This window comes from Salinarimonas sp., from assembly GCF_040111675.1.
GTDB lineage: Bacteria > Pseudomonadota > Alphaproteobacteria > Rhizobiales > Beijerinckiaceae > Salinarimonas.
Genome location: NZ_CP157794.1, coordinates 3,530,261 through 3,555,738 on the forward strand (window position 1 = coordinate 3,530,261; position 25,478 = coordinate 3,555,738).

The 25,478-nt window shown below is 71.4% G+C and carries 27 protein-coding genes; 11 read left to right on the forward strand and 16 right to left on the reverse strand.

Annotated elements, in window-relative coordinates:
• Positions 1-42: 42 nt before the first annotated feature.
• Positions 43-252 carry a cold-shock protein gene (locus tag ABL310_RS16255; RefSeq protein WP_349368051.1) on the forward strand — a complete coding sequence of 70 codons (210 nt, stop codon included), beginning with the start codon at positions 43-45 and terminating at the stop codon, positions 250-252.
• A 72-nt stretch (positions 253-324) separates the two neighbouring features.
• Here the strand turns inward: ABL310_RS16255 and ABL310_RS16260 are convergent, their stop codons facing one another.
• The 7 genes from ABL310_RS16260 to ABL310_RS16290 all read right to left on the reverse strand — a co-directional run bounded on the left by ABL310_RS16260 (position 325) and on the right by ABL310_RS16290 (position 6,411).
• Positions 325-888 carry a GNAT family N-acetyltransferase gene (locus ABL310_RS16260; protein ID WP_349368052.1) on the reverse strand — a complete coding sequence of 188 codons (564 nt, stop codon included), beginning with the start codon at positions 886-888 and terminating at the stop codon, positions 325-327.
• A 93-nt stretch (positions 889-981) separates the two neighbouring features.
• Positions 982-1,659, reverse strand: coding sequence for a leucyl/phenylalanyl-tRNA--protein transferase (gene aat / locus ABL310_RS16265; protein WP_349368053.1), 678 nt, complete (start codon positions 1,657-1,659; stop codon positions 982-984).
• A gap of 25 nt (positions 1,660-1,684) precedes the next feature.
• The gene (gene accC, locus ABL310_RS16270; RefSeq protein WP_349368054.1) at positions 1,685-3,043 is read right to left on the reverse strand and encodes an acetyl-CoA carboxylase biotin carboxylase subunit; all 1,359 of its coding nucleotides are present in this window, start codon (positions 3,041-3,043) and stop codon (positions 1,685-1,687) included.
• Positions 3,044-3,054: 11 nt separating this feature from the next.
• Complete coding sequence (accB, locus tag ABL310_RS16275; protein WP_349368055.1) at positions 3,055-3,549, reverse strand: acetyl-CoA carboxylase biotin carboxyl carrier protein; 495 nt, start codon at positions 3,547-3,549, stop codon at positions 3,055-3,057.
• 22 nt (positions 3,550-3,571) lie between these two features.
• Positions 3,572-4,033: a type II 3-dehydroquinate dehydratase gene (gene aroQ / locus ABL310_RS16280; RefSeq protein WP_349368056.1), complete on the reverse strand. Its 462-nt coding sequence runs from the start codon at positions 4,031-4,033 to the stop codon at positions 3,572-3,574.
• A gap of 132 nt (positions 4,034-4,165) precedes the next feature.
• Positions 4,166-4,954, reverse strand: a complete 789-nt coding sequence (locus ABL310_RS16285; protein WP_349368057.1) for a DsbA family protein — start codon at positions 4,952-4,954, stop codon at positions 4,166-4,168.
• 35 nt (positions 4,955-4,989) lie between these two features.
• The gene (locus tag ABL310_RS16290; RefSeq protein WP_349368058.1) at positions 4,990-6,411 is read right to left on the reverse strand and encodes a M48 family metalloprotease; all 1,422 of its coding nucleotides are present in this window, start codon (positions 6,409-6,411) and stop codon (positions 4,990-4,992) included.
• A gap of 128 nt (positions 6,412-6,539) precedes the next feature.
• Here ABL310_RS16290 and ABL310_RS16295 point away from each other — a divergent pair, with 128 nt between their 5' ends.
• A complete protein-coding gene (locus ABL310_RS16295) occupies positions 6,540-7,724 on the forward strand; it encodes an aminotransferase class I/II-fold pyridoxal phosphate-dependent enzyme (RefSeq protein ID WP_349368059.1) in 1,185 nt (394 codons plus the stop codon).
• Positions 7,725-7,733: 9 nt separating this feature from the next.
• Complete coding sequence (locus ABL310_RS16300) at positions 7,734-8,375, forward strand: GNAT family N-acetyltransferase (protein WP_349368060.1); 642 nt, start codon at positions 7,734-7,736, stop codon at positions 8,373-8,375.
• Between the two features lie 6 nt (positions 8,376-8,381).
• Here ABL310_RS16300 and fliJ read toward each other — a convergent pair whose 3' ends face one another.
• Both fliJ and fliI read right to left on the reverse strand, forming a co-directional pair.
• Complete coding sequence (fliJ, locus tag ABL310_RS16305) at positions 8,382-8,795, reverse strand: flagellar export protein FliJ (protein WP_349368061.1); 414 nt, start codon at positions 8,793-8,795, stop codon at positions 8,382-8,384.
• A gap of 23 nt (positions 8,796-8,818) precedes the next feature.
• Complete coding sequence (gene fliI, locus ABL310_RS16310) at positions 8,819-10,168, reverse strand: flagellar protein export ATPase FliI (protein ID WP_349368062.1); 1,350 nt, start codon at positions 10,166-10,168, stop codon at positions 8,819-8,821.
• Positions 10,169-10,502: 334 nt separating this feature from the next.
• Here fliI and ctrA point away from each other — a divergent pair, with 334 nt between their 5' ends.
• A complete protein-coding gene (ctrA, locus tag ABL310_RS16315; protein ID WP_349368063.1) occupies positions 10,503-11,204 on the forward strand; it encodes a response regulator transcription factor CtrA in 702 nt (233 codons plus the stop codon).
• 223 nt (positions 11,205-11,427) lie between these two features.
• Positions 11,428-12,369, forward strand: a complete 942-nt coding sequence (locus ABL310_RS16320) for a metallophosphoesterase (protein ID WP_349368064.1) — start codon at positions 11,428-11,430, stop codon at positions 12,367-12,369.
• A gap of 9 nt (positions 12,370-12,378) precedes the next feature.
• Here the strand turns inward: ABL310_RS16320 and ABL310_RS16325 are convergent, their stop codons facing one another.
• On the reverse strand, positions 12,379-12,591 hold the full coding sequence (locus tag ABL310_RS16325; protein ID WP_374730332.1) for an AbrB/MazE/SpoVT family DNA-binding domain-containing protein: 213 nt from the start codon (positions 12,589-12,591) through the stop codon (positions 12,379-12,381).
• A gap of 182 nt (positions 12,592-12,773) precedes the next feature.
• Between ABL310_RS16325 and bchE the strand changes: the two genes are divergently transcribed.
• Together bchE and bchJ are read left to right on the forward strand one after the other, a co-directional pair.
• Positions 12,774-14,468, forward strand: a complete 1,695-nt coding sequence (bchE, locus tag ABL310_RS16330; RefSeq protein WP_349368066.1) for a magnesium-protoporphyrin IX monomethyl ester anaerobic oxidative cyclase — start codon at positions 12,774-12,776, stop codon at positions 14,466-14,468.
• Between the two features lie 235 nt (positions 14,469-14,703).
• The gene (gene bchJ, locus ABL310_RS16335) at positions 14,704-15,351 is read left to right on the forward strand and encodes a bacteriochlorophyll 4-vinyl reductase (protein ID WP_349368067.1); all 648 of its coding nucleotides are present in this window, start codon (positions 14,704-14,706) and stop codon (positions 15,349-15,351) included.
• Here the strand turns inward: bchJ and ABL310_RS16340 are convergent.
• Complete coding sequence (locus ABL310_RS16340; protein WP_349368068.1) at positions 15,323-15,451, reverse strand: hypothetical protein; 129 nt, start codon at positions 15,449-15,451, stop codon at positions 15,323-15,325. The genes bchJ and ABL310_RS16340 overlap by 29 nt on opposite strands.
• Before the next feature lie 98 nt (positions 15,452-15,549).
• A complete protein-coding gene (locus ABL310_RS16345; RefSeq protein ID WP_349368069.1) occupies positions 15,550-16,212 on the reverse strand; it encodes a TlpA disulfide reductase family protein in 663 nt (220 codons plus the stop codon).
• 26 nt (positions 16,213-16,238) lie between these two features.
• Here ABL310_RS16345 and argH point away from each other — a divergent pair, with 26 nt between their 5' ends.
• Complete coding sequence (gene argH / locus ABL310_RS16350; protein ID WP_349368070.1) at positions 16,239-17,648, forward strand: argininosuccinate lyase; 1,410 nt, start codon at positions 16,239-16,241, stop codon at positions 17,646-17,648.
• 239 nt (positions 17,649-17,887) lie between these two features.
• Here the strand turns inward: argH and ABL310_RS16355 are convergent, their stop codons facing one another.
• From ABL310_RS16355 to ABL310_RS16365, 3 genes are all read right to left on the reverse strand, one after another.
• A complete protein-coding gene (locus ABL310_RS16355) occupies positions 17,888-18,364 on the reverse strand; it encodes a flavodoxin (protein ID WP_349368071.1) in 477 nt (158 codons plus the stop codon).
• Positions 18,365-18,431: 67 nt separating this feature from the next.
• Positions 18,432-19,919, reverse strand: a complete 1,488-nt coding sequence (locus ABL310_RS16360) for an NAD(P)/FAD-dependent oxidoreductase (protein WP_349368072.1) — start codon at positions 19,917-19,919, stop codon at positions 18,432-18,434.
• Between the two features lie 173 nt (positions 19,920-20,092).
• Positions 20,093-20,590 carry a cupin domain-containing protein gene (locus ABL310_RS16365; protein ID WP_374730333.1) on the reverse strand — a complete coding sequence of 166 codons (498 nt, stop codon included), beginning with the start codon at positions 20,588-20,590 and terminating at the stop codon, positions 20,093-20,095.
• 199 nt (positions 20,591-20,789) lie between these two features.
• Here ABL310_RS16365 and ABL310_RS16370 point away from each other — a divergent pair, with 199 nt between their 5' ends.
• From ABL310_RS16370 to ABL310_RS16380, 3 genes are all read left to right on the forward strand, one after another.
• A complete protein-coding gene (locus ABL310_RS16370; protein ID WP_349368073.1) occupies positions 20,790-21,776 on the forward strand; it encodes an AraC family transcriptional regulator in 987 nt (328 codons plus the stop codon).
• Positions 21,777-21,840: 64 nt separating this feature from the next.
• Positions 21,841-24,588, forward strand: coding sequence for a DNA mismatch repair protein MutS (mutS, locus tag ABL310_RS16375; RefSeq protein WP_374730334.1), 2,748 nt, complete (start codon positions 21,841-21,843; stop codon positions 24,586-24,588).
• The gene (locus ABL310_RS16380; RefSeq protein ID WP_349368074.1) at positions 24,585-25,043 is read left to right on the forward strand and encodes a GNAT family N-acetyltransferase; all 459 of its coding nucleotides are present in this window, start codon (positions 24,585-24,587) and stop codon (positions 25,041-25,043) included. The genes mutS and ABL310_RS16380 overlap by 4 nt, the downstream gene beginning before the upstream one ends.
• On the opposite strand, the gene ABL310_RS16385 is transcribed toward ABL310_RS16380, so the two are convergent.
• Positions 25,015-25,452, reverse strand: coding sequence for a GNAT family N-acetyltransferase (locus tag ABL310_RS16385; RefSeq protein ID WP_349368075.1), 438 nt, complete (start codon positions 25,450-25,452; stop codon positions 25,015-25,017). The genes ABL310_RS16380 and ABL310_RS16385 overlap by 29 nt on opposite strands.
• Positions 25,453-25,478: the final 26 nt, after the last annotated feature.

The following is a 25,478-nucleotide window of genomic DNA, read 5'->3' on the forward strand; positions in this document are numbered from 1 at the left end:
GCGCACGCCCGAGCCTACCAGCATGCCTTGAAAGGAATCGTCATGCAGACCGGCACCGTGAAGTGGTTCAACACGACCAAGGGCTACGGCTTCATTCAGCCCGACGAGGGCGGAAACGACGTGTTCGTCCACATCTCCGCCGTCGAGCGCGCGGGCCTGCGCGGCCTCAACGAGGGCCAGAAGGTCTCCTACGAGATCGTCGCCGACCGCCGCACCGGCAAGTCCTCGGCGGACAAGCTCGCCGTCGCGTAATCCGCGCCGCGAGAGCCAACGAGACGCGAGAGCGCCGGCCGAAAGGCCGGCGCTTTTCGTTTCGGGCCGCGCTCACGGCCCCCATAGCGCGGGCCGCATCCACGGCCCGGGCGGGGTGAGCCGGCCGGGCGGCGGCGCCGGCCCGTCGCCGAGCGACGCCCCCTGCCAGGCCGCGCGCCACGCCTCGGGAAGATCGTAGGGCGGCGCGATCGCGGTCTCGGGCGTAAATCCGAAGCGGCCGTAATAGCCGGGATCGCCGAGCACCAGCACGCGCCGCACGCCCGCCTCCTCGAGGCGGCGGAAGCCTTCCCGAACCAGCGCCGAGCCGATCCCGCCGCGCTGGGCCTCCGGCGCCGCGCAGAGCGGCGCGAGCAGCGCCAGCGGCGCCGCGCGCCCGTCCACCCCGCAGCGGCTGAAGGCGACGTGCCCCAGGATCGGCGCCCGCGTTCCCTCCGGTTGCCCGCCCCCTCGCTCGTCGGCGGTCGCGACGAGCGAGAGCACCACGTCGCCGAGCCCCGACAGGGCCTTCACGATCGGAAAAAGGTCCTCCTCCGGGAACGCGGCCGCATAGAGCCGCGCGAGCGCCGGCTCGTCGGCGGGGCTCGCGGCGCGGATGGAGGCGGGACTGGCGGGCATGCGACGGCTTCCTCGGGACGTGGGTCGACCGAGAGCATGTCTCGGCTCGCGCCGAGCGTCCAGGGGCCGCGGCCGCCGGAGGCGGCCCTCCCCTCACGGCATGCGCCGCTTCGTGGCGATCATGTCGAGCGCCTGCGCGCCCGAGACGGGCTCGCCCACGGGCCAGGCGTCCCAGCGCGCTTCGTAGGCGAGCGCCTCGCCGAGCAGGCGCTTGTACTCGCGCCGCGAGACCTCGCTCGCGCCGAACTGCGCGAGGTGCTCCGTCACGAATTGCGTGTCGAGCAGCATGTAGCCGCCGCGCTTGAGGCGGGCCACGAGGTGGACGAGCGCCACCTTCGAGGCGTCGCGGGCGCGGTGGAACATGCTCTCGCCGAAGAAGGCGGCGCCGAGGCTCACCCCGTAGAGCCCGCCGACGAGCGCGTTCCCGTCCCAGACCTCCACCGTGTGGCAATAGCCGAGGTCGAACAGGTCGCCGTAGATGCGCCGGATGCGGGAATTGATCCAGGTCTTCTCCCGGTCCGGCCCCGGCGCGGCGCAGCCGTCGATGACGCCCTCGAAATCGGTGTCGACCCGCACCTCGAACACGTCCGCCCGCACCGTGCGGACGAGGCGCTTGTTCACGTGGAAGCCGTCGAGCGGGATGATCCCGCGCTCGCGCGGCTCCACCCAGTAGATGCCGGGATCCTCCGCGCTCTCCGCCATGGGAAAGATGCCCGCGGCGTAGGCGCGCAGGACGATCTCCGGCGTGATCTGGACGATGCCGCTGTGCATCAGGGTCCCGTGGGCGCGCCGGGGGTCACGGGCTTTCGTCCAGCCCCCCGGTCTTGAGAAAGTGCTCCAGCCAATGGATGTCGTACAGGCCGTTCTGGATATCTTGGTTCCGAACGAGCGTCCTGAAAAGGGGGAGCGTCGTGTCGACGCCGTCGACGACGAACTCGTCGAGGGCGCGGCGAAGGCGCATCAGGCACTCGTTGCGCGTGCGGCCGTGCACGATCAGCTTGCCGACGAGCGAATCGTAGTGCGGCGGGATGCGATAGCCCTGGTAGGCGGCGGAATCGACGCGCACGCCGAGCCCGCCCGGCGGGTGGAAATAGGTGATGGTGCCGGGCGAGGGCCGGAAGGTCGCGGGATGCTCGGCGTTGATGCGGCACTCCACCGCGTGGCCCTCGATCCGCACGTCCTCCTGGCGGACCGTGAGCGGGTTGCCGGCGGCGATGCGGATCTGCTCGTTCACGAGATCGATCCCGGTGATCATCTCGGTCACGGGATGCTCCACCTGGATACGGGTGTTCATCTCGATGAAGTAGAATTCCCCGTTCTCGTACAGGAATTCCACCGTGCCGGCGCCGGCGTAGTGCAGCTCCTGCATTGCCTTGGCGACGATCCCGCCGATGCGGGCGCGCTCCTCGGCGTTGAGCGCCGGCGAGGGGCCCTCCTCCCAGACCTTCTGGTGGCGGCGTTGCAGCGAGCAGTCGCGCTCGCCGAGGTGGATCGCGTTGCCGCGCCCGTCGCCGAGGACCTGGATCTCGATGTGGCGGGGCTTCTCGAGGTACTTCTCGATATAGACCGCGTCGTCGCCGAAGGCGGCCTTGGCCTCGGTGCGGGCGGTGACGAAGGCGTGGACGAGCTCGCCCTCGTCGCGCGCGACCTTCATGCCGCGCCCGCCGCCGCCGGCGGCGGCCTTGATCAAGACGGGATAGCCGATCTCCGCCGCCACGCGGCGCGCGCTGTCCTCGTCGTCGACGCCGCCCTCGGAGCCGGGCACGCAGGGGATGCCGAGGCGCTTGGCGGTGCGCTTCGCCTCGATCTTGTCGCCCATGATGCGGATGTGCTCGGGCTTGGGCCCGATGAAGGCGATCTTGTGGTCCGCCAGCACCTCCGCGAAGCGGGCGTTCTCCGACAGGAACCCGTAGCCGGGGTGGATCGCGTCGGCGCCGGTGATCTCGCAGGCCGAGATCAGCGCCGGGACGTTCAGGTAGCTGTCGCGCGCGGGCGGCGGGCCGATGCAGACGCTCTCGTCGGCGAGGCGCACGTGCATGGCGTCGGTGTCGGCGGTGGAATGCACCGCGACGGTCGCGATGCCGAGCTCCTTCGCGGCGCGCAGGATGCGCAGCGCGATCTCGCCCCGGTTCGCGATGAGGATCTTGTCGAACATGCGCCCGGCCGTCATTCGATGATCATCAGGGGCTCGCCGAACTCCACCGGCTGCCCGTCCTCGAACAGGACCTCGACGACGGTGCCGGCGCGCGGCGCGACGATGTCGTTGAACGTCTTCATCGCCTCGATCAGCAGGACGCGCTGCCCGGCCTCGACCTGGGAGCCCACCTCGACGAAGGGCTTCGCCTCGGGCGAGGGACGGCGATAGGCGGTGCCGACCATCGGCGAGGTGACGGCGCCGGGATGCTCGCGCGGGGACGCCTTCGGCGCGGGCGCCGGCGGCGCCGCCATGGCGGCGGCCGGCGCGGGCGCGGCCGGAGCGTGCGCCGGCGCGGCTTGCGGCGCGTAGTGCGGCGCGGCGACGGTGAGGGCCTGCGCCGGCTGGCGCGCGACGCGGATGCGCAGATCGCCCTTCTCGACCTCGATCTCGGTCAGGTCCGTCTCGGAGATGAGACCGGCGAGCTCGCGCACGAGCTCGGGATCGAAGGGGCTGTTCCTGGCCATGGGTGAGGGTGCTCCTACTCGTTCAGGGGCGCGCGGCGGCGTCGGGCCGGGCGCGCAGCGCCGACAGGCAGGCGTCGAAGCCGAGCGTGTAGCTCGCGGCGCCGAAGCCGGCGATGACGCCCTTGCAGACGGGCGCGATCATGGAATGGTGGCGGAAGCTCTCGCGGGCGTGCACGTTCGAGAGGTGGATCTCGACCGCGAGCGCGCCCGAGCCGGCGATCGCGTCCCGCAGGGCGATCGAGGTGTGGGTGTAGGCGCCCGCGTTGATCACGACGCCCGCGCCCTTCAGGCCCGCCTCCTGCACGGCGCTGACGAGGGCGCCCTCGTCGTTCGTCTGCAGGAAGGTCAGCGCCACGCCCTCGGCCTCGGCCTTCGCCCGCAGCCGCGCCTCGATGTCGGCCAGCGTCTCGTGGCCGTACACGGCGGGCTCGCGCCGGCCGAGGAGGTTGAGGTTGGGACCGTTGAGGACGTGGATCTCGAGCATGTCACCGTCGACCGTGCGCACGGGCGAGCGCCCGCCGCGCCGCCCGACGCGCCGTCATAGCGGGAAGCCGCGTGCGACGAAAGGGGGAAGCGGCGCGGATCGCCGCATCCGCCGCCCCCGCCCACAGCGCGATCAGCAGCTCGGGCTTCCGCAGGCGCGGGTGTTCTCCACCGCCTGGGTGAGGCGCTCCTCGCCCACCGCGCCGAAGATCACGCCGTCGCCGACCACCCAGGCCGGCGTGCCGGTGAGGCCGAGCTTGTCGGCGAGCTCGACGTTGGCGGTGATGATCTCGCGCACGCGCTCGGACTTCATGTCCTCGTCGAGGCGCGCCATGTCGAGGCCCATCTCCTCGGCGACCTGGAGCGCGCGGTCGGCGTCGATCTGGCCGCGGGAATTGAGCACGTCCATGTGGAAGCGCGCGGCCTCCTCGGCGTCCATCTGCTCGAAGGCGGCGATGCCGACGCGCGCGGCGCCGAGGGAGCCCGGGCCGAGGACCGGGAAGTCCTTGAGCACGACGCGCAGGTTCGGATCCTTCTCGATCATCGCCATGACGTCGCCGAGCGCGCGCTTGCAGAAGCCGCAATTGTAGTCGAAGAACTCGACCAGGGTGACGTCGCCTTCCGGGTTGCCCAGCACCACGTCGTCCGGCGAGCGGAACAGCAGCTCGGCCGACTCGGTGAGCGCCTCGCGCTGGCGGGCCTCCTGCGCGGCGACCTCGCGGCGCTCGAGCTCGGCGAAGACCTCGCGCATGATCTCGGGATTCTCGAGCAGGTACTCGCGGACGATCTCGCCGATGGCCTCGCGCTCGGCGGCGTCGAAGGTCGCGTCCTGCGCGAGAGACTGCGGCGCTGCGCCCGCGGCGACGGCGAGAAGGGCGGCGAAGCCGGCGGCGGCGGCGGTCGTCTTGAGGTACGAGAACATGGGTCTGTCGGTCCTGTGCTTGCGCGGCTTTCGGTTCAGCGGCGGTTCTCGGGAACGAACTCGTAGATGTCGCGCGCGCGCCGCCAGGCGGGCGTGCCTTCCACGAGGCTGCGCATGGCGCGGAACGCCTGCGTCTGGCCGTTGGTGACGTCGCCCGCGGCCATGTAGTACTCCGCGGTGGCGAGCTCGGCGAGACCGATCTGCCCGGTGCGGCCATAAGCCATGGCGAGATGACGGTAGGCGTCCGGTGATTCGGGCTCGGCGCGCGTCGCGCGTTCCAGCTGGCGGACCGCCTCCTCCAGGCTCGCGCCGTCGCCGAGCGCGATCAACGTCTGGCCGTAGAGCACGCGGATCGTCGGCGCGCCGTCGGAGAGCTGCACGGCGCGGCGCAGGCTCTCGACGGCCTCGCGCGGGCGCGCGCTCTCGAGCAGGAGCTGCCCGCGCAGCTCGTGGAAGTAGGGGTTCGAGGGCTGCTCGCGGATCAGCCCGTCGATCGCCTCCACCGCCTCGCGCGAGCGGCCGGTGCGATGGGCGGCGACCGCGCGGGCGTAGCGCGCCGGCGCGGACGTGTCGTAGGGCGGATAGCGGCGCAGCACCGACTCGGGGCTGTCGACGAAGCCGAACAGCTTTGCGCGCGCGAGATCGTGGCGGGCCTGCAGCGCCGGCGGGTCCCTGCGGTCGCGATAGGGGCTCTCCGCCGCGAGCCGCTCCAGCTGCGAGATGCGCTCGGCCGGCAGCGGATGGCTCTGCAGGTAGGGATCGATGCTAGAGCGGAAGAGGCCCGTATCCGCGAAGCGCCGGAAGGTCGTGATCATGCCAACGGGGGACTGCCCGGTCGCCGTGAGATAGCGGACGGCCGCGACATCCGCCGCCTGTTCCTCCGAGCGCTGGTAGGAGAGGAGGTTGCGGCGGACCATCTCCTGGGAGCCCGAGAAGATGCCCGCCACCCCGAGCCCCGGATTGCCGACGTTCGGCCCGCCCTGGACCGCGCCCGCCATGGCGCCGGCGCCGAGCAGCATGCCGACCACCGACATCAGCTTGGCGTTCGACACCTCCTGGCGCAGCCGCGCCAAATGGCCGCCGGCGATGTGGCCGGTCTCGTGCGCGATGACGCCGATGATCTCGTTGGGCGTCTCCGCCGTCATCAGCGCGCCGATATTGAGGAAGATCCGCTGGCCGTTGGCCACGAAGGCGTTGAAGGAACGGTCGTTGATCAGGACGATGTCGGTCGCGCTCGCGTCGATGCCGGCCGCGCGCAGGATCGGCCGGGCGTAGTCGCGCAGGAGCGCTTCGATCTCCGCGTCGCGCACGATCGGGATGCCGCGGCCCTGCGCCTCGGCCGCCTGGATCGGCGCGAAGGCGAGGACGCCGGCGAGCGCCGCCGTCGCTGTCCGGCGCGCGGCGCGGGACAGGCGAGCGCCCAGGGTGGCGAGGATACGGCGAGGAGGCGTCGTCATCGTGATCTCGGCGAACGGCTTTGCGCCTTGCGGGAGCTGCGCTGATACGGGTACAGGCTAGCGGCGAAGATGGTCAAATCACGGTTTCGTCGACGCGACCCGCGCGCAACCCCCGAAAGGTCCCCCCGATGAACGACGAGACGAGCCGCGCCCCGCTCGCGCCGGCGATCGCGGCGCGCGCCGAGAAGGTCGCGCCCTTCCTCGCCATGGACGTGCTCGCCCGCGCCGCCGCCAAGGAGCGCGCCGGCGATCACGTCGTCCACATGGAGGTCGGCCAGCCTTCCGCTCCGGCGCCGCGCGCCGCGCGCGAGGCCGCGAAGGCCGCGATCGACGTCGGGCGGATCGGCTACACCGAGGCGCTCGGCATCGCGCCCCTGCGCGAGCGGATCGCGCGGCTCTACCGGGACGCCTACGGGGTCGAGGTCTCGCCGCAGCGCATCGTGGTGACGACGGGCTCGTCCGCCGGGTTCGTGCTGGCCTTCCTCGCCCAGTTCGAGCCGGGCGACCGCGTCGCCATCACCGCGCCGGGCTACCCGGCCTATCGCAACATCCTGGAGGCGCTCGGCGTCGAGCCGGTCACCATCCCGCTCGAGAAGGCGAGCGGCTACGTCATGACCGGCGCCGCGCTCGAGGCGGCGCACGCCGCGGCGCCGCTCGAGGGCGCGCTCGCCATGAGCCCGGCGAACCCGTCGGGCACGATGATGGACGCAGCCACGCTGGCCGATGTCGGCCGCGTCTGCCGCGAGAAGGGCCTGTGGTTCGTCTCCGACGAGATCTATCACGGCCTCACCTACGGCGCGCCGGCCGAGACGGCGCTGCGCTTCGACCCCGACGCGGTGATCGTCAACTCGTTCTCGAAGTATTATTGCATGACCGGCTGGCGCATCGGCTGGCTGGTCGTGCCCGAGCGCCTCGTCCGCGTCGTCGAGCGGCTGGCGCAGAGCCTCTACATCTCCGCGCCCTACCTGTCCCAGGTCGCGGCGCTGGCGGCGATGGACGCCACCGAGGAGCTGGAGGCGGTCAAGGCCGGCTACGCCCGGACCCGGGCGATGCTGCTGGACGAGCTGCCCCGCATCGGCCTCGACGACCTGCATCCGGCGGACGGCGCGTTCTACGTCTACGCCAACGTCGCGCGCTTCACCAACGACAGCCTCGATTTCTCCCGCCGCCTGCTGGACGAGGCCGGCGTCGCCGCCACGCCGGGCGTCGATTTCGACCCGATCGACGGATCGCACTGGCTGCGCCTGTCCTTCGCCGGCTCCTTCGAGGAATGCCGCGAGGGCGTGCGGCGCATCGGCGCCTTCCTGCGCTGAGGCGGCCCCATGCACGCGCCCATGGACGCCCCCGCGCCCGAGACCCTCGCCTGCCGGCTCGACGGCTACACCGACCTGCCGCCGGGCAAGCTCGCCAACGTCGTGACCTATCTGGAGATGCGCGCGCCGCCGCCGCAGCGGCGCGCCGTGCCCCGTCCGGATCTCTCGCTCGTTGCGACCGACACGCGGCTCGCGCCCTATCGCGCGCTGTTCCGCCGCATCGGCGCGCCCTGGCTGTGGATGGGCCGGCTCGCGCTCTGCGACGCCGCGCTGGAGGCGACGTTGCGCGATCCGCGGCTCGTCTCGCGCACGCTGGTGCGCGCGGGCGAGGCGATCGGGCTCGTCGAGCTGTTCTTCGACGGGGGCGAGGCGGAGATCGCCTATTGCGGCGTCGTGCCCGAGGCGATCGGGACCGGGGCGGGGCGGTTCCTGATGGACGCGGCGGTCGCGCAGGCCTTCGCACGGCCGATCGCGCGGCTGACGGTGCACACCTGCACCTTCGACCATCCGGGCGCGGTGGCTTTCTACCAGCGCTCGGGCTTCACGGCCACCAAGCGCGCCGTCGAGATCCACGACGATCCGCGGCTCGCCGGGATGCTGCCGCGGGACGCGCGCGTCGACGCCTGGCCGGTGATCGATCCGAGCGCGTGAGGCGCGTCAATAGGGCCGCGCCGCGCGCGACAGGGCCACCGCGTCGAGGGTCGCCTGCTCGCGGGCGTTCGCCGCCGAGCGCTCGGCGCCGCGCTCGCGGTCGTCGAGCACCTCGACCTTCTTGAGATCCTCGAAGGCCTCGGCGAGCTGTCCTTGCGCGTCGTCGAGCTGGACCTTCAGGTCCTCGGCCGAGCGGCGCAGGTTGTCGCGGCGCTGCGCGGCGGCCTTGGCGTAGGTCGGATAGGCGAAGTGCGCGGTATCGGAGATGCCGGCCTTCTGCTCCTCGGCCGCGATCTCCCGCTCGAGCTCGGCGGCCATGCGCTCGAAATCCGCCATCATCATCTCGATCTGAGCGACCTTGCGGCGCTTCTCGTCGAGCTGAAAGCGCTTCAAACGGATGAGCGTCTCACGCGACTTCATCGCTTGCATTCTCCAGGGGACGACTATCCTCGCGGAGCGTCGAGCAGCTCCGCGAGACGGCGGTAACCATCGCCGATGGAGGTTGACTCTTCCTTACCCTGACCGAGAAACCCTTCCAGATCGGGATTGAGCGCGATCGCCTCGTCGACTTCCGGAGAGGAACCGGGCCGATACGCGCCCAATCGGATCAATTCCTCCATATCGGCATAGGTCGCCATCACCTGCCGCGCGCGCTGCACGTGCCGCAGGTAGGCCGGATCGCAGGACCGCGGCATGGTGCGCGAGACGCTCTTCAGCACGTTGATCGCCGGGTAGCGCCCGCGCTCGGCGATGGCGCGCTCCATCACCACGTGTCCGTCGAGGATGCCGCGCACGGCGTCGGCCACGGGCTCGTTGTGGTCGTCGCCCTCGACCAGCACGGTGAACAGGCCCGTGATGACGCCCGCGCCGGCGCCGGGCCCGGCGCGCTCGAGCAGCCGCGGCAACTCGGAGAAGACGGTGGGCGTGTAGCCCTTGGCGGTGGGCGGCTCCCCCGCGGCGAGCCCGATGTCGCGCTGGGCCATGGCGAAGCGCGTCACCGAATCGATCATGCACAGCACGGAGCGGCCGGCGTCGCGGAAATATTCGGAGAGCGCGAGGGTGAGGTAGGCCGCGTTGCGGCGCATCAGCGCCGGCTCGTCCGAGGTGGCGACCACGACGACCGAGCGCGCGAGGCCCTCCTCGCCCAGATCGTCCTGCAGGAATTCCTGGACCTCGCGCCCGCGCTCGCCGACGAGGCCGATCACCGCGACGTCGGAGGCGGCGTTGCGCGCGAGCATCGAGAGCAGCACCGACTTGCCGACGCCCGAGCCCGCGAAGATGCCGAGCCGCTGGCCCTGGCAGCAGGTGAGGAAGGTGTTGAGCGCCCGCACCCCGAGATCGAGCGGCGGGCCGACGCGGCGACGGGCGTGGGCCGGCGGCGGCTCGTTGCGGAAGGGCTGGAAGACCTCGCCCGTCTGCAGCGGGCCCTTGCCGTCGATGGGACGGCCCAGCGCGTCGACCACGCGCCCGAGCCAGGCGGAGGAGGGGCGCACGCCCCCCGCCGCGGCGCGGACGTAGGCGGGGCAACCCCGGCGCACGCCCTCCAGCACGCCGAAAGGCATGGCGAGCGCCTTGTCGCCGGAGAAGCCGATCACCTCGCAGGGCACCCGCGCGCCCGCGGCGATCTCGATCTCGAGCCGCCCGCCGAGCGTCATCGCCGCCACCGGGCCGGCGATCTCGACAAGCAGGCCGCGCACGGCGGCGACGCGGCCGTAGAGCGAGACCGGCTCGACCGATTCGAGCGCTTTGAGGGCCGATTCGAGGCGTGTCGGGGATCCGGAGGGTTCGTTCAACGGCGTCAACCTTCTGTTTACCCGCTTCGTTAAGACTGGAACATGCCGAGATTAAGCCTGTCCGGGCGATCGGCGCCAGTGCGAGTCGCGAGAGTCGCTTACGGCAGTTTCTTCACACGCGACGTGAGCTGAATGGAGCACTGAATCGAACGCTGACTCAAGGAATTAGGCCGATTCGTGAAGATATTTGCGCGGCCCCCTTGCGCGGGAGAATCAGTTTGTTAACCATTGGGGCGTAGCGTCGCGAGTCGCAAATGGTGGGAGCGCTTCCGGTTCGTCCGGGAGAAGGCGGGATCCCCCGTCAGGGCTCCACAACCAGGCTGGGGATGAAAGGATGCGCGTACTTCTCATCGAAGACGACAGCGCGACGGCGCAGAGCATCGAATTGATGCTCAAGTCCGAGAACTTCAACGTCTATACGACGGATCTCGGCGAGGAGGGCGTCGATCTCGGCAAGCTGTACGATTACGACATCATCCTCCTCGATCTGAACCTGCCGGACATGTCCGGCTACGAGGTGCTCCGGACGCTCCGGGTCGCCAAGGTCAAGACGCCGATCCTGATCCTCTCCGGCCTCGCCGGCATCGAGGACAAGGTGCGCGGTCTCGGCTTCGGGGCGGACGACTACCTGACGAAGCCCTTCCACAAGGACGAGCTCGTCGCCCGCATCCATGCCATCGTCCGGCGTTCGAAGGGCCACGCCCAGTCGGTGATCACCACCGGCGACCTCGTGGTCAATCTCGACACCAAGACGGTGGAGGTCGCGGGCGCCCGGGTGCACCTGACGGGCAAGGAGTACCAGATGCTGGAGCTCCTCTCTCTGCGCAAGGGCACCACGCTGACCAAGGAGATGTTCCTCAATCATCTCTACGGCGGCATGGACGAGCCCGAGCTGAAGATCATCGACGTCTTCATCTGCAAGCTGCGCAAGAAGCTCGCCAACGCGAGCCAGGGCAAGAACTACATCGAGACGGTCTGGGGCCGTGGCTACGTGCTGCGCGAGCCCGAGACCGCCGAGGACCGCATGGCCGGCTGATCGCCGGCCGGCATCCGCGCCCTCGCCGCCGGCGCCACCCCGGCCCGCCGGTGGGAGGGGGCGCGTATCCGCCGACGCCCGCCCGCGGTGCCCCCGCGCGGCGGGCGTCGGCGCGTTCGGGCCGGGCGCGATGCGGGTCGTGCGCACCCGCGACGTCCGTAGCGGTTGACCTTCGCGCCCGTCCGGGCGAACTCTCCCCCGCGCGGAGACGTTCGACCTCACGATGTTCCGGATAGCCCACCTCACGGACCCCCATGTCGGTCCCCTGCCCCGCCCTCGCCTGCGCGAGCTGCTGAACAAGCGGCTCACGGGCTATTTCAACTGGCACCGCGGGCGCACCAAGGCGCACGACATGGAGCTGCTCGCGCTGCTGGTCTCGGACATGCACGACCAGGAGCCGCATCACATCGCCTGCACGGGCGATGTGGCCAATATCGGCCTCCCCGAGGAATGGTCGACGGCGCGGGTGTTCCTCGAGGGGCTCGGCCCGCCGGACAAGGTCAGCTTCGTGCCCGGAAACCACGACGCCTATATCGAGGGCGCGCTCGCGGGGCTGCTCGCCGTGTGCGGGCCCTGGACGGAGGACGACGGCGGGGCGCTCGGCAAGTTCCCCTACGTGCGTCGGCGCGGGCACGTCGCCCTGGTCGGGCTCTCCTCGGCGATCCCGACCGCGCCTTTCGTGGCGAGCGGCCGTATGGGCAAGCGCCAGATGGAGGCGGCCGAGCGCATCCTCGCGCAGCTCGGCGAGGAGGGGCTGGTGCGGGTCGTGATGATCCACCACCCGCCCCACGTCGCCGGCGCCTCGGCCGGCCGCAACCTCACCGACGCGAAGAAGTTCGAGGCGATGGTCGCACGGGTGGGCGCCGAGCTCGTGCTGCACGGCCACAACCATATCGGCTCGGTGGCGACGATCCCCGGCCCCGACGGGGCGGTCGTCCCGGTGGTGGGCGCGCCCTCCGCCTCCTCGCGCGGCGGCACCATCACCCACCGCGCGGCCTACTACCTCTTCGACATCGACGAGGAGACCGGCAACGGCCCGCGGATCAAGGCCCAGCTGCGCGGCCTGAAGCCGGACGGCTCGATCGGCTTCCTGGAGGAGGTCTCGCTGACGGAGAAGAGCGGCGGCATCCAGGTGCGGCTGCGGCGGGAGAAGCGGGCGCGTTAGGCGAGGCCGTCATGCGTCGTCGTCCTCGCCGCGGGTCAGCGCCATCAGTTCCTCGGTCGTCATCGTCATCTTGTACTGCCCGACGGCGCGGGCGAAGCGGCTCATGTTCGTCTGGCCGTCAGCGCGCTTCATGAGGATGTTGCCGTCCGGTGCGCGCTCGAACACGACCGGGGTCCCCGGCTCGAGGCCGAGCAGGTCGCGAACGGGTTTGGGGAGCCTCACTTGCCCCTTCTTCGTCACGGCAGTCGGCACGGCTGCGTCCTCGTTCCGATAACAGCCGCGTCCACGGCGCGACGCCCCGACCCACAAGCCCCTCCGCACGACCCCGCACCTTGATCCACATCAACGTGCGCTGACAGTGCGATGTGTCAGCTTTTCCTGACAGAACGGTCGGGAGGTCCCCCATGCGCATCATGCTGATCCACCCCAACTACCATTCGGGCGGCGCCGAGATCGCCGGCAACTGGCCGCCCGCCTGGGTCGCGTACATCGCGGGATCGCTGAAGGCCGCGGGCTTCACCGACGTCGTCTTCCTCGACGCCATGACGAACCACCTCTCGGACGAGGAGATCCGGGCCGAGATCGAGAAGGTGAACCCCGACATGGTCGGGACCACCGCCATCACCCCCTCGATCTACAAGGCCGAGCGCACGCTCGAGATCGCCAAGGAGGTGAACCCCGAGATCGTGACGGTCATCGGCGGCGTCCACGCCACCTTCATGTACAAGCAGGTGCTCTCCGAGGCGCCCTGGATCGACGTGGTCGTGCGCGGCGAGGGCGAGGAGATCATCGTCGATCTGTGCACCGCCGTGCTGCAGGGCCGCTGGCCGCAGGACCGCAACTCGATCCGCGGCCTCGCCTTCCGGGACGGCGACCACATCGTCGCGAGCCCGGCCGCGCCCACCGTCAAGAACATCGACGCGATCTCGCCCGACTGGTCGCTGCTCGAATGGGAGAAATACATCTACATCCCGCTCGGCGTGCGCGTCGCGATCCCGAACATGGCGCGCGGCTGCCCCTTCACCTGCACCTTCTGCAGCCAGTGGAAGTTCTGGCGCGACTACCGGGTGCGCGACCCGAAGGCGGTGGTCGACGAGATCGAGAGCCTGGTGCGCGACCACGACGTGGGCTTCTTCATCCTCGCGGACGAGGAGCCGACCATCAACAAGAAGAAGTTCATGGCCTTCTGCCAGGAGCTGATCGACCGCGGCCTCCCCGAGAAGATCAAGTGGGGCATCAACACCCGCGTCACCGACATCCTGCGCGATATCGACGACCTGAAGTTCTACCGCCAGGCCGGGCTCGTCCACGTCTCGCTCGGCACCGAGGCGGCGGCGCAGATGAAGCTCGACCGCTTCAACAAGGAGACCACGATCGAGGACAACCGCCGCGCCATCCAGTCGCTGCGGGACGCCGACATCTTCGTCGAGGCGCAGTTCATCGTCGGCCTCGAGAACGAGACGGCCGAGACGCTGGAGGAGACCTACCGCATGGCGCGGGACTGGGATCCGGACCTCGCCAATTGGTCGATGTACACGCCCTGGCCCTATACGCCGCTCTTCCAGGACCTGGGCGACAAGGTCGAGATCTACGATTTCGACAAGTACAACTTCGTCACCCCGATCATCAAGCCCGACGCCATGGAGCGCGGCGAGCTGCTCGACCGGGTGATGAACAATTACCGCCGCTTCTACATGAAGAAGGCCCTGTTCGATTACCCGTGGAAGGGCAAGGGCTTCCGCCGGCGCTACCTGCTCGGCTGCCTCAAGGCCTTCCTCAAGGCCGGCTTCGCGCGGACCTTCTACGATCTCGGCAAGGTCAACTACTGGGGGCCGCAGTCGAAGGGCAAGGTCGACTTTCACTTCGACGAGACCCGCAAGATCGCGCCCGCCCAGGCGGACGAGTGGCAGGCGGCGGCGGACCGCGCCAAGGCGCACCGCCAGGCCAAGCAGAGCGCGGCCCTGCGCGAGCGCGCCGCCGTCGCCAAGGCGGCCCGGGCGGACGTGCGCGAGGCGCCGCCGGGCGTCGTTGCGGACGCGCCCCGCGAGACCGTGATGGCCTGCGGCGGCGGCAAGCAGCAGATGGAGGAGGACGCCTGAGAGTCCGTCGGCATCCCATGTCGTGCCCGGCCGTCATCCCGGACGGCGAAGCCGATCCGGGACCCATACGCTCGACGTCGTCGCACGACGGATCACGGTGGATGAATGCCGCGCGATACAGCCTGAAGGCTGCGAAACCAGCGTCGGCGCGTATGGGTCCCGGGTCGCCTTTCGGCGCCCGGGATGACATCGCTCCGAGGCGCCCTCCCCTCCCTCGAACGGAGATCCCACACCGATGAGCGCCACGGCCCTCGTCTCGAACCCGGACGCACCCCCCGCCGCCGCATCCGCGCGAATCGGCCCCAACGCCGTCATCCAGATGCGCGAGGTGATGATCGAGGAGCTCGGCCGGCGCGAGGCCGGCCGGCTCCTCGCCCAGGCCGGCCTGTCGGCCTACGTGTTCGAGCCGCCCGCCGAGATGGTCGACGAGGCGGAGGTCGCCGCCCTCCACCAGACGCTGCGCACGACGCTCGGCGAGACCCGCGCCGGCGCCATGGCCTTCGAGGCCGGGCTGCGCACCGGGCGCTATCTCCTCGCCAACCGCATCCCGGCGCCCGCGCGCGCGGTGCTGACGCTGCTGCCGGCGCCGCTGGCGAGCCGCGTCCTGCTGCAGGCGGTGGCGAAGCATTCCTGGACCTTCGCCGGCTCCGGGCGCTTCGAGGTGCTCTCGACGAACCCGGCGCTCGTGCGCATCACCGACTGCGCGCTGGTGCGCGGCCTCTCTTTGCGCCAGCCGGGCTGCGCCTTCTACACCGGCACCTTCGAGGCGCTGTTCCGCGCCCTCGTCCATCGCGACGCCCGCGCCCGTCAGACGGCCTGCGAGGGCCGCGGCGATCGTGCCTGCCTGTTCGAGATCAGCTGGACCTCTCGCGGTCGCGCCTGATCTCGCGGCGCACCGAGACGAGCTGCCAGATGCCGAAGGCGAGCGGCAGCAGAAGCCAGATCCCGGCCTTGCCGAGCGTGAGGATTTCCGCGCCTGTCATCGGTCGATCCCTCCGTCCTGCGCTCGCCTACGCACGTGCGGGCCGATCCGATCGCCGCCGGCGCGCGCCTGCGACGCCGCGCCGCCGCTCGGCCCTCGTCACCCATCACGGCCGAGGGCGGCGCGGATCATCGCCAGCGCGTCCTCGCTCGCCCATTCGGCCGGGCCCTTCAGCACGGCGAGCTCGCAATTGTTCTCGCCGATGAGGATCGTGGTGGGCAGGCCGACCACGTGGCCCGAGCGCTGGAGGGTCTGCATCAGCGTGCCCTCGTTCTCGGCGTAATAGGCGAGGTCGTCGACGCCGTGCTCCTCGAGCCAGGCGCGGGGGCGGTCGATGTTGCGGGTGTCGACGTTGATCGCGACCACCTCGAACGCCTCGCCGCCGAGCTCCGCCTGGAGCGCGTCGAGGGCGGGCATCTCCTCGCGGCAGGGCGCGCACCAGGTGGCCCAGAGATTCACGAGCACGGTCTTGCCGGAGAAGTCGGCGAGCGTCAGCGGCTCGCCCTCGGGGCCGGCGAAGGCGATCTCCGGCGCGAGCCGGGGCGCGCCGTGCACCGAGACGGCCGCGACCTCGCCCGTGGCGGTGGGCGCGACGCGCGCGAGCGTCTCCTGTGCCGGAATGCAGGCCTCGGCGACCGCTTCGGTGTTGCGGGAGGCGAGCGCGAAAGCTACGACGGCAGCCGCGACGACGACGACCGCGCCGATCAGGGCGGGGCCGCGGCGCGAGCGGGGCTTCTGGGTATCGGGCGTCTCGTCGGTCATCGGATCACGAACTCGAGGGGTTACGCGTGAGCAATCGGATGTGGGGCGGCCGTTTCGAGAGCGGCCCGGCCGAGATCATGGAGGAGATCAACGCCTCCATCGACTTCGACAAGCGGCTCGCGGCCCAGGACATCCGGGGCTCCCTCGCGCATGCGGCCATGCTCGCGGAGACCGGCATCCTGTCGAGAGAGGATGTGGGCGCGATCTCCGACGGGCTCAAGTCGATTCTGCGTGAGATCGAGGCGGGCACGTTCACGTTCTCGCGGGCGCTGGAGGACATCCACATGAACGTGGAGTCTCGCCTGCGCGACCTGATCGGCCCCGCCGCCGGGCGTCTCCACACCGCGCGCTCGCGCAACGACCAGGTCGCGACCGACATGCGGCTGTGGGTGCGCGACACGATCGACGCGCTCGACGCCCAGCTCGCCGATCTCCAGCAGGCGCTGGCGGAGAAGGCGCAAGCCTTCGCCGGGGCGGTAATGCCGGGCTTCACCCATCTGCAATCGGCCCAGCCCGTCACCTTCGGGCACCATTGCCTGGCCTATGTCGAGATGCTCGGGCGCGACCGCGGCCGCTTCGCCGACGCGCGGGCGCGCCTCAACGAGTGCCCGCTCGGCGCGGCGGCGCTCGCCGGCACGTCCTTCCCCATCGACCGCGCCATGACCGCGAAGGCGCTCGGCTTCGACCGACCGACCGCGAATTCCCTCGATTCCGTCTCCGACCGCGATTTCGCGCTGGAGACGCTCTCCGCGGCCGCGATCTGCGCGGTGCATCTCTCCCGCTTCGCGGAGGAGATCACGCTGTGGATGACGCCCCAGTTCGCGTTCGTGAAGCTCTCGGACAAGTTCACGACGGGCTCCTCGATCATGCCGCAGAAGCGCAACCCGGACGCGGCCGAGCTGGTGCGCGGCAAGACCGGGCGCGTGCTCGGGGCGCTGCAGGGGCTGTTCGTCGTGATGAAGGGCCTGCCGCTGACCTATTCGAAGGACATGCAGGAGGACAAGGAGGGTGTCTTCGACGCGCTCCAGACGCTCTCGCTCTGCATCGCCGCCATGGCCGGCATGGTGCGCGACCTGGAGCCGGACACGAAGGCGATGAAGAAGTGGGCCGGCGCCGGCTTCTCCACCGCCACCGACCTCGCCGACTGGCTGGTGCGGGTGCTCGGCCTGCCCTTCCGCGACGCGCATCACGTCACCGGCCGCCTCGTCGGGCTCGCCGCCCAGCGCGGGGTGGGGCTCGAGAAGCTCACGCTCGCCGAGATGCAGGAGGCCGAGCCGCGGATCACCGAGGCGATCTTCGAGGTGCTCGGCGTCGAGAAGTCGGTGAAGAGCCGCGTCAGCTACGGCGGCACCGCGCCCGCCAACGTCAAGCGCCAGGCCAGGCGCTGGCTGACGCAGCTGGCGAAGGAGAAGGAGACGCGGGCGCGCGGCGCGTGACGTGAAAACGGTCGATGCGGCCTGCTGCGCACATGCGAGCGGCGCGTCGTCTTTCCGTCCCTGTAGGGGAAGGTGGCGCCGCGCCGGAGGCGCGTTCCGCGAAGCGGACCCCCCGGTAGCGTCCGGATCGACCGTCCATTTCGGCTTCGCCGAACGCGCGTGCCGCGCGCCCCATCCGTCTCGGCTTCGCCGAGACACCTTCCCCTACAGGGAAGGAGAAGGGGTCGGCGTGGGCCTCGTCACCCCGCCCCGATCTCCCGCACGAAGGTCTCGAGCTTCTCGCGGAAGGCGGGCGTGCCCTCGTCGCGACGGGTGAGGTCGAGCACGGCCCGTGGGGACGGCCCCATGATGCGGGCCATGTCCTCGCCGGCTTCCGGCAGTCCCGCGCCGGCGCAGGTGTAGAGCGTGGCGTAGTCGCGCAGACGCGCCTTGTTCTGCATCAGGAAGGCGCGCGCCGGCGGGCTGATGTGCGAGGCCCAGATCGGCGTGCTGACGACGACGAGGTCGTAGTCTTCGAGCCGCGTATCCATCGGCGCGATCGGCGCCGGCTGCGCGCGGCGCGCGGCGATGATCGCACGAACGAGCCCGATCAGCCCGCGAAAGCGTCCGTCGGCGGGGCGGATCTCGGCGAGATCGGCCCCGATCCGCGCCGCGAGCGCCTCGGCGGCCCGGCGGGTATGGCCGCTGTGCGAGTGATAGGCGACGAGGGTGCGCATGCCGTCCGCCTCCGCGAGCGGTGAAGCTTACGCCCGCAACGCCGGCCATGGCCACCCGGTTCGCCCCTCACGCGGCGGCGCGGTAATCCGGCGCGCTCGCGACATAGCGCCCATAGGCCTCCGCGTTCGGCGGCAGCAGGAAGTTCGCCAGCGGATTGCGCGCGCGGACCCGGCAGCCCATGTCGCCGACGAGCTCGTCGAGATGCCGGAAATGATAGGGCGCCGCGCACAGCCCGCCATAGGCCTGCGCCACGGGCCGCACCTGCCTGCGCCACCTCAGATGCTCCTCGATCGCCGCGTTCATCGCCTCCTTCGTCGGCTGCGGCACGAGCATGCCGTCGACGAAGCGCACCAGCCATTCCGCCGCGATCTCGCTCGTCAGCACGCTGGCGAAGCTCGAGTTGAAGCCGACGAAGCCGAGATCCGGCACGTCCGGATTGACGATCAGACGGTAGAGCCGGAACTGGCCGTCGGGCTCGCGGATCGCGTCGAGCACCGCCTCGGGCAGGTAGGAGACGCCGAGCTTCCAGCCCGTCGCCTGGATAGCGACGTCGACGGGCAGCCGCTCGCCGCCGGTGAGGACGACGTGGCCGTCCTCGTAATGGTCGAAGGTGCCGCGATAGGCGGTGATCCGCCCCTGGTGCAGGAGCTCGAAGAAGCCTTCCGTCGCGACGGGGAGCCCGCAATAGATCGTCTCCTCGATGGGCTTGTCCGGCCGCATGCCGAGCTTCGAGAGCCCGAATTGCCGGTCGAGCAGCGTCTCCAGCGCGCGCCAGTTGGCCCACACCGCGGGCTTGGCGAGCACGTGCGCCGCGCGCCCGGCCGCCGAGAGGCCCCATGAGGGGAACATCCGCTCGGAGGCGCGGGCGTAGAGGATGTGCTTGAAGTTGACCACGTTCCCGAAGCGGTAGGGAATGCGCCAGACCGGCTCGCGATAGACGATCGAGACCGAGCGCGCGCCCTCCTTCGCCGCGCTGACCGCGACGTCGGTGGCGGATTTCGAGAAGCCGAGCACCACGACGTCCTTGTCGCGCACCAGCGCCGGGTCGGTGTACTCGCACGAATGCAGCACCGTTCCGCCCTCGGCCACGAAGTCGTCCTGGCCCGGGTGGGTCGGCATGTTCTTGTCGTTGAACACGCCCGAAGCCACGACGAGGACGTCGCATTCCGTCGTCTCGCTCGCGCCGTCGTCGTCGCGCGTCTCGACGCTCCAGCCGCCGTCCGCATGGCGGTCGGTACGGGTGACCGTGCGGCCGAAGCGGATCAGCGGCAGGAGGCCGTTCTCCTCCGCGAAGCCGCGCAGATACTCGTAGACCTGCCGCCCCGTCGGCCATTCGGGATAGCCCTCCGGCATCGGCCGGCCGGTGTAGCGGTAGAGGTCCTTCGGGCTCTGGGTCTTGATGCCCGGATAGGAGCGTGAGGGCTCCCAGACGCCGCCGAGATCGCCGGCGCGCTCGAAGACGGTCACGGCGTGGCCGCGCCGCATGAAGGCGTTCGCCGCCGCGAGGCCGGACACGCCGGCCCCGACGACGCACACGCGCTTGCGTGTCGCCATGGGATGTCTCCTGGTTTTCACGAGTGGCGGGCGGGCGCGAGATCTCCCCGCAGGGGAGGTCGGCGGCCGAAGGCCGACGGGTGGGGCGATTCGAGGCCCGCCCCTCCGGTCCGCGGCTGCGCCGCGGCCCACCTCCCCTGCGGGGAGATGCCGCCGCGCGGCGCTCTACGCCCTCACTTCATGTTCAGCGGGTCGAAGGCCATCTCTTCCGGCTTGAGGAAGAGCACCTCGCGCATGGCCGACTGGCGCACCACCTCGGCGGGGTCGCCGAGATTGTGGAGGTTGTCGAAGAGCTCGCGCAGGCGCCGGGCCGGGCTCACCCAGAACAGGGCGCGGGCGTTCTGCTGCGTGAGATTGTAGTAGCCGTGCGGGATGCCCATGGGCATGCACACGAGATCGCCGGCATGGGCCTGGTGATGCTCGCCGTCGAGATAGAGGTCGAAGCGGCCCTCGAGCACGAAGATGAACTCGTCCTGCGTCGGGTGGACGTGCGGCGGCACGAAGGTGCCCGGCGGGTCGAGCGTCTCGAAGGAGAAGCAGCTCTGGCCTTCGGTCTTGAGCCAGTAGGTGTGGCCGAGGATCGACCATTCGACCGCGTTCAGTCCCGTGCCGGCCTTGGTGATGCCGGGGCCGGTCATGACGGGGGCCATGTTGGCGGGGGTCTTGTCCATGTTCTCTCCTCCCGTGGCCCCGGGCCGGTGTTCCGGTCCTCGCGAGCCTCGTGTTCCCATGGGGCAGTGAAGCGCGGAACGGAGCGCGCGTCTATCCGCTGGGCGCAGCGACTGTCCGCCGAGCGAAACGCGTGTCCTGACACGAGCCCTGGAGCCTGCTAACCTCCGCCTCGGGATCCCGGAACGGGAGGGAGGCGTCATGGCCGGAAGCCGGCTCGCCGCCTACGCCAAGGTCGACACGCGCGACGTCGACGAGGCCGCCGAGAAGGTCGGCCGGATCTTCTGCGCCCATCGCCTGAGCGCGCTCTCCGGCGCGCGGCGCTTCCATGCCCGCCACGAGAACGCGCCGGTGACGATCGGCAAGCGCCGCGCGGGCTCGATCAACCAGGTCGTCTATGGCGGCGACGTCGCCATCGATCCGGGCTGCCTCGATCGCTTCTTCCTGGTGCAGCTGCCGCTCTCGGGGGCGGCGACGATCCTGTGCGGCCGGCGCGCGACCGAGACCGCCCCAGGCCGCGCCGCCTCGATCCTGTCGCCGACGGAGCCCGTCACCATGCGCTGGTCCGGCTCCTGCGCCCAGCTCATCCTGATGCTCGACCGCACCCATGTGGAGCGCGCCGCCGCGCGCTTCCTCGACCGCGCCGAGGGCCCGGTCGTGTTCGCGCCCTCCCTCGACCTCGAGCGCGGCGTCGGCCCGGCGGTGGCGGCGCAGATGCAGCGGATGGCGGCCTTGGCCGAGGCCGGCGCGCGGGAGCCGCGGCTGATGCCCCGCCTCGGCGAGGTGCTCGACGCCGCCCTCGCGACCCTGCTGTTCGGCCAGCCCTCCGATGCCGGCCTCGCCGAGGCGCCCGTGCCGGAGGCGCCGCCGCGGGCGGTGGCCCGGGCGCTCGCCTTCATCGACGTGCATCTCGCGGAGGGGATCGACAATGCCGCGCTCTGCGCCGAGGCCGGGATCGGCCTGCGGGCGTTGCAGGCGGCCTTTCGCAGGACGCTCGGGCGGTCCATCGGCGAGGTCGTGCGCGAGCGCCGGCTCGACGCGCTGCACGCCCGGCTGAAGGACCCCGCCGAGACCCGCGCCGTCGGCGACCTGATGCTGGATCTGGGCCTCTGGCATCTCGGCCGCGCCGCGGAGGCCTATCGCCGCCGCTTCGGCGAGACGCCCCGCGACACGCGCCGGCGGGGGTGAGCCCTCCCCGTTATCCACACCCGCGCCCCTCCCCTCCCCGGGCCGCCCCTGCTAAACCGGGAGCATGACCGCCGATCCCGCGCTCCTCCGCTCCGCGCCCGCCTCCGCCGCCGCCCGCAAGGCGGCGGGCGCGGAGGATCGGGTCACGCCGATGATGGCGCAGTACGTCGAGATCAAGGCGGCGAACCCGGACTGCCTGCTGTTCTACCGGATGGGGGATTTCTACGAGCTGTTCTTCGAGGACGCCGAGATCGCCTCCCGCGCGCTCGGCATCGTGCTGACGAAGCGCGGCAAGCATCTGGGCCAGGACATCCCGATGTGCGGCGTGCCGATCGAGCGCGCCGACGACTACCTCCAGCGCCTGATCGGCCTCGGCCACCGCGTCGCCGTCTGCGAGCAGATGGAGGACCCGGCGGAGGCGAAGAAGCGCGGCGCCAAGGCGGTCGTGCGCCGCGACGTGGTGCGGCTCGTCACGCCGGGCACGATCACCGAGGAGCGCCTGCTCGAGCCCGCCCGCGCCTCGCTCCTCGTCGCGGTGGCGCGCCGCAAGCTCACCGAGGAGGACTACGTCTACGGCGTCGCGGCGGTGGACATCTCGACGGGCGTCTTCACCGTGGTGGAGACCTCCCGCGGCGGGCTCGGGCCCACGCTGGCGCGGCTCGAGCCCCGCGAGATCGTGCTCCCCGATACGCTCCACGACGACCGCGACCTCGCGCCCGTCTGGCGCGAGACCGGCGCGCCGCTCTACCCGCTGCCGCGCGACGGGCTCGACGCGGCCTCGGCCGAGCGGCGGCTGAAGGAGACCTTCGGCGTCGCGACGCTCGACGCCTTCGGCGCCTTCACCCGCGCCGAGATCGCCGCAGCCGGCACCGTGCTCCTCTATGTCGAGCGCACCCAGATCGGCGCGCGCCCGGCCCTGCGCCCGCCGGCGCGGGAGGACGGGACGGGGGTCCTCGTGGTCGATGCGGCGACGCGGGCCAATCTCGAGCTCACCCGCACGCTCTCGGGCGAGCGCGCGGGCTCCCTGCTCGCCGTCATCGACCGCACGCTCACCCCCGGCGGCGGGCGCCTCCTGGCCGAGCGGCTCTCCGGCCCGCTCACCGACATCGGCGCGATCCGGCGGCGGCAGGACGCGGTGGCGCGCCTCGTGGAGGACGCGATCCTGCGCGATCGCCTGCGCGAGACGCTCGGCGCCGCGCCGGACATGTCCCGCGCGCTGGGGCGGCTCGCGCTGGAGCGCGGCGGCCCGCGCGACCTCGCCGCCGTGCGCGACGGCCTCGCCGCGGCGCGCGGCCTCGCCGAGATCCTGTCGCGCGCCGACGACCTGCCCGACGAGATCGCCGGCGCGCGCGACACGCTCGCCGCCCTCGATCCCGCGGTGGAGGGCCGCCTCGCCGCGACGCTGGCCGCCGACCTGCCGCTCTCGAAGCGCGACGGCGGCTTCATCGCGGAGGGGATCGACGCCGCCCTCGACGAGGCGCGCACGCTGCAGACGGATTCGCGCCGCTTCATCGCCGGGCTGCAGGCGAAATACGCCGAGGAGACCGGCTGCCGGACGCTGCGCGTCAAGCACAACTCGATGCTGGGCTACTTCCTGGAGGTGCCCGCCGCCTTCGGCGAGGAGCTGCTGCGCGGGTCCCTGAAAGGGACCTACATCCATCGGCAGACGATGTCGGACGCCATGCGCTTCACGACCGTGGAGCTCGGCGAGCTGGAGAGCCGCATCGCCTCGGCCTCGCAGCGGGCGGTGGCGATCGAGCTCGCCCTCTTCGCCGACCTCGCCGCGATGCTGGCGGACGCCCGGCCCGCGATCCTCGCCGCCGGCGACGCGCTCGCTCGCGTCGACGTCGCCGCGGCGCTCGCCGACCTCGCGGCGGACCGCGGCTGGACGCGGCCGAAGGTCGACGACGGGCTCGCCTTCGCCGTGGAGGCCGCGCGCCACCCGGTGGTCGAGGCGGCGCTGGCGCGGGAGGGCCGGCCCTTCATCGCCAACGATTGCGACCTCTCGGGCGAGGCGGCCGGCGCCATCGCGGTGATCACCGGCCCGAACATGGGCGGCAAGTCGACCTATCTGCGCCAGAACGCCCTCGTCGTCGTGCTCGCCCAGATGGGGGCCTTCGTCCCGGCGAAGGCGGCGCATATCGGCGTGTGCGACCGCCTGTTCTCCCGCGTCGGCGCCGCCGACGATCTCGCGCGCGGGCGCTCGACCTTCATGGTCGAGATGGTGGAGACCGCCGCCATCCTGAACCAGGCGACGCGGCGCTCCCTCGTCATCCTCGACGAGATCGGGCGGGGCACCGCCACCTTCGACGGGCTCTCCATCGCCTGGGCGGCGATCGAGCACCTGCACGAGGCGAACGGCTGCCGGGCGCTGTTCGCCACCCATTTCCACGAGCTCACCCGCCTCACCGAGCGCTTCGACCGCATCGAGACGCTCACCCTCAAAGTCGCCGAGCACAAGGGCGAGGTGATCTTCCTGCACGAGGTGACGAAGGGCGCGGCCGACCGCTCCTACGGCCTCCAGGTCGCCAAGCTCGCCGGCCTCCCCGCGCCGGTCGTCGCCCGGGCGGGCGAGATCCTGGCCGAGCTCGAGCGCACCGAGCGCGAGCACCCCCGCGCCGCGAGGCTCGACGATCTGCCATTGTTCGCTGCGCCGGTGCGCGCGGCCCCGCCCCCGCCGCCGAAGGTCGAGGCGAAGCCCGACCCGCTGCGCGAGGCGCTGGCGGCGCTCGACCCGGACGAGATGACGCCGAAGGCGGCGCTGGAGGCATTGTATGCGTTGAAGGCGGCGGCGCGGGGCGAGGGGCGGTGAGCGCGCCACGCCCCGCCGGCCCGGACGAAGCCCCCGCGGTCGCCGCCCTCGTCGACGCCGCCTTCGCCGCCTACCTCCCCCGTCTCGGACGCCCGCCCGGGCCGATGCTGCAGGACTGGGCCGCCAACGTCGCGGCGGGCGAGGTCGTCGTCGTGGCGGACGAGACGGGCGCGCTCGACGCCCTCGCCCGGATCGTGCCGGAGCCGGAGGCGCTCCTCCTCGACACGCTTGCCGTGCGGCCCGACCGCCAGGGGCGCGGCCTCGGCCGCGCGCTCGTCGCCGTCGCCGAGGACGAGGCGCGTCGGCGCGGGCTCGCGCGCCTGCGGCTCTACACCAACGCGCTGATGACGGAGAACGTCGCGCTCTACACGCGCCTCGGCTTCGTCGAGACGCATCGCGGCGGGGAGCCGCCCTACCAGCGGGTGTTCATGGAGAAGGCGGTTCCACGGCCCTGACCATCACCATGTCCCCCCGGAAAGACCGCCCCGTCACCCGCCACCCGCGCCGCTCGTAGAAGCGCATCGCCGACGTGCCGTCGCCGGTCGTGAGCCACGCCTGGCGCAATCCCGCCTCGGCGAAGCGGGCGAGCACCGCGTCGTGCAGGGCCGTGCCGAAGCCGCTGCCGTGGGCGTCCTCGATGACGAACAGCGCCCAGACGTAGCCGTTGCGCGCATCCGCGCAGGCGAAGCCCTGGATCTCCCCGGCCTCGTCCTCGGCGACGAGGAAGATGGCCTCGTCCATGTACCAGAGCACCTCCGCCTCGGGCGCGACGTTCGGGTCGAGCAGGCGGTTCTCGGAGACGCCGTGGCGCACCGCATGGATGCGGGGCAGATCGGCGCGTGTGGCGGGACGCAGGCGGGGCATGGCGCGACTCTAGAGCAGATCGCTTC

Coding starts and splice junctions, on each gene's coding strand:
- ABL310_RS16255 (WP_349368051.1), top strand. CDS start 43: ATGCAGACCGGCACCGTGAAGTGGTTCAACACGACCAAGGGCTACGGC.
- ABL310_RS16260 (WP_349368052.1), bottom strand. CDS start 888: ATGCCCGCCAGTCCCGCCTCCATCCGCGCCGCGAGCCCCGCCGACGAG.
- aat (WP_349368053.1), bottom strand. CDS start 1,659: ATGCACAGCGGCATCGTCCAGATCACGCCGGAGATCGTCCTGCGCGCC.
- accC (WP_349368054.1), bottom strand. CDS start 3,043: ATGTTCGACAAGATCCTCATCGCGAACCGGGGCGAGATCGCGCTGCGC.
- accB (WP_349368055.1), bottom strand. CDS start 3,549: ATGGCCAGGAACAGCCCCTTCGATCCCGAGCTCGTGCGCGAGCTCGCC.
- aroQ (WP_349368056.1), bottom strand. CDS start 4,033: ATGCTCGAGATCCACGTCCTCAACGGTCCCAACCTCAACCTCCTCGGC.
- ABL310_RS16285 (WP_349368057.1), bottom strand. CDS start 4,954: ATGTTCTCGTACCTCAAGACGACCGCCGCCGCCGCCGGCTTCGCCGCC.
- ABL310_RS16290 (WP_349368058.1), bottom strand. CDS start 6,411: ATGACGACGCCTCCTCGCCGTATCCTCGCCACCCTGGGCGCTCGCCTG.
- ABL310_RS16295 (WP_349368059.1), top strand. CDS start 6,540: ATGAACGACGAGACGAGCCGCGCCCCGCTCGCGCCGGCGATCGCGGCG.
- ABL310_RS16300 (WP_349368060.1), top strand. CDS start 7,734: ATGCACGCGCCCATGGACGCCCCCGCGCCCGAGACCCTCGCCTGCCGG.
- fliJ (WP_349368061.1), bottom strand. CDS start 8,795: ATGAAGTCGCGTGAGACGCTCATCCGTTTGAAGCGCTTTCAGCTCGAC.
- ctrA (WP_349368063.1), top strand. CDS start 10,503: ATGCGCGTACTTCTCATCGAAGACGACAGCGCGACGGCGCAGAGCATC.
- ABL310_RS16320 (WP_349368064.1), top strand. CDS start 11,428: ATGTTCCGGATAGCCCACCTCACGGACCCCCATGTCGGTCCCCTGCCC.
- bchE (WP_349368066.1), top strand. CDS start 12,774: ATGCGCATCATGCTGATCCACCCCAACTACCATTCGGGCGGCGCCGAG.
- bchJ (WP_349368067.1), top strand. CDS start 14,704: ATGAGCGCCACGGCCCTCGTCTCGAACCCGGACGCACCCCCCGCCGCC.
- ABL310_RS16340 (WP_349368068.1), bottom strand. CDS start 15,451: ATGACAGGCGCGGAAATCCTCACGCTCGGCAAGGCCGGGATCTGGCTT.
- ABL310_RS16345 (WP_349368069.1), bottom strand. CDS start 16,212: ATGACCGACGAGACGCCCGATACCCAGAAGCCCCGCTCGCGCCGCGGC.
- ABL310_RS16355 (WP_349368071.1), bottom strand. CDS start 18,364: ATGCGCACCCTCGTCGCCTATCACTCGCACAGCGGCCATACCCGCCGG.
- ABL310_RS16360 (WP_349368072.1), bottom strand. CDS start 19,919: ATGGCGACACGCAAGCGCGTGTGCGTCGTCGGGGCCGGCGTGTCCGGC.
- ABL310_RS16365 (WP_374730333.1), bottom strand. CDS start 20,590: ATGGACAAGACCCCCGCCAACATGGCCCCCGTCATGACCGGCCCCGGC.
- ABL310_RS16370 (WP_349368073.1), top strand. CDS start 20,790: ATGGCCGGAAGCCGGCTCGCCGCCTACGCCAAGGTCGACACGCGCGAC.
- mutS (WP_374730334.1), top strand. CDS start 21,841: ATGACCGCCGATCCCGCGCTCCTCCGCTCCGCGCCCGCCTCCGCCGCC.
- ABL310_RS16385 (WP_349368075.1), bottom strand. CDS start 25,452: ATGCCCCGCCTGCGTCCCGCCACACGCGCCGATCTGCCCCGCATCCAT.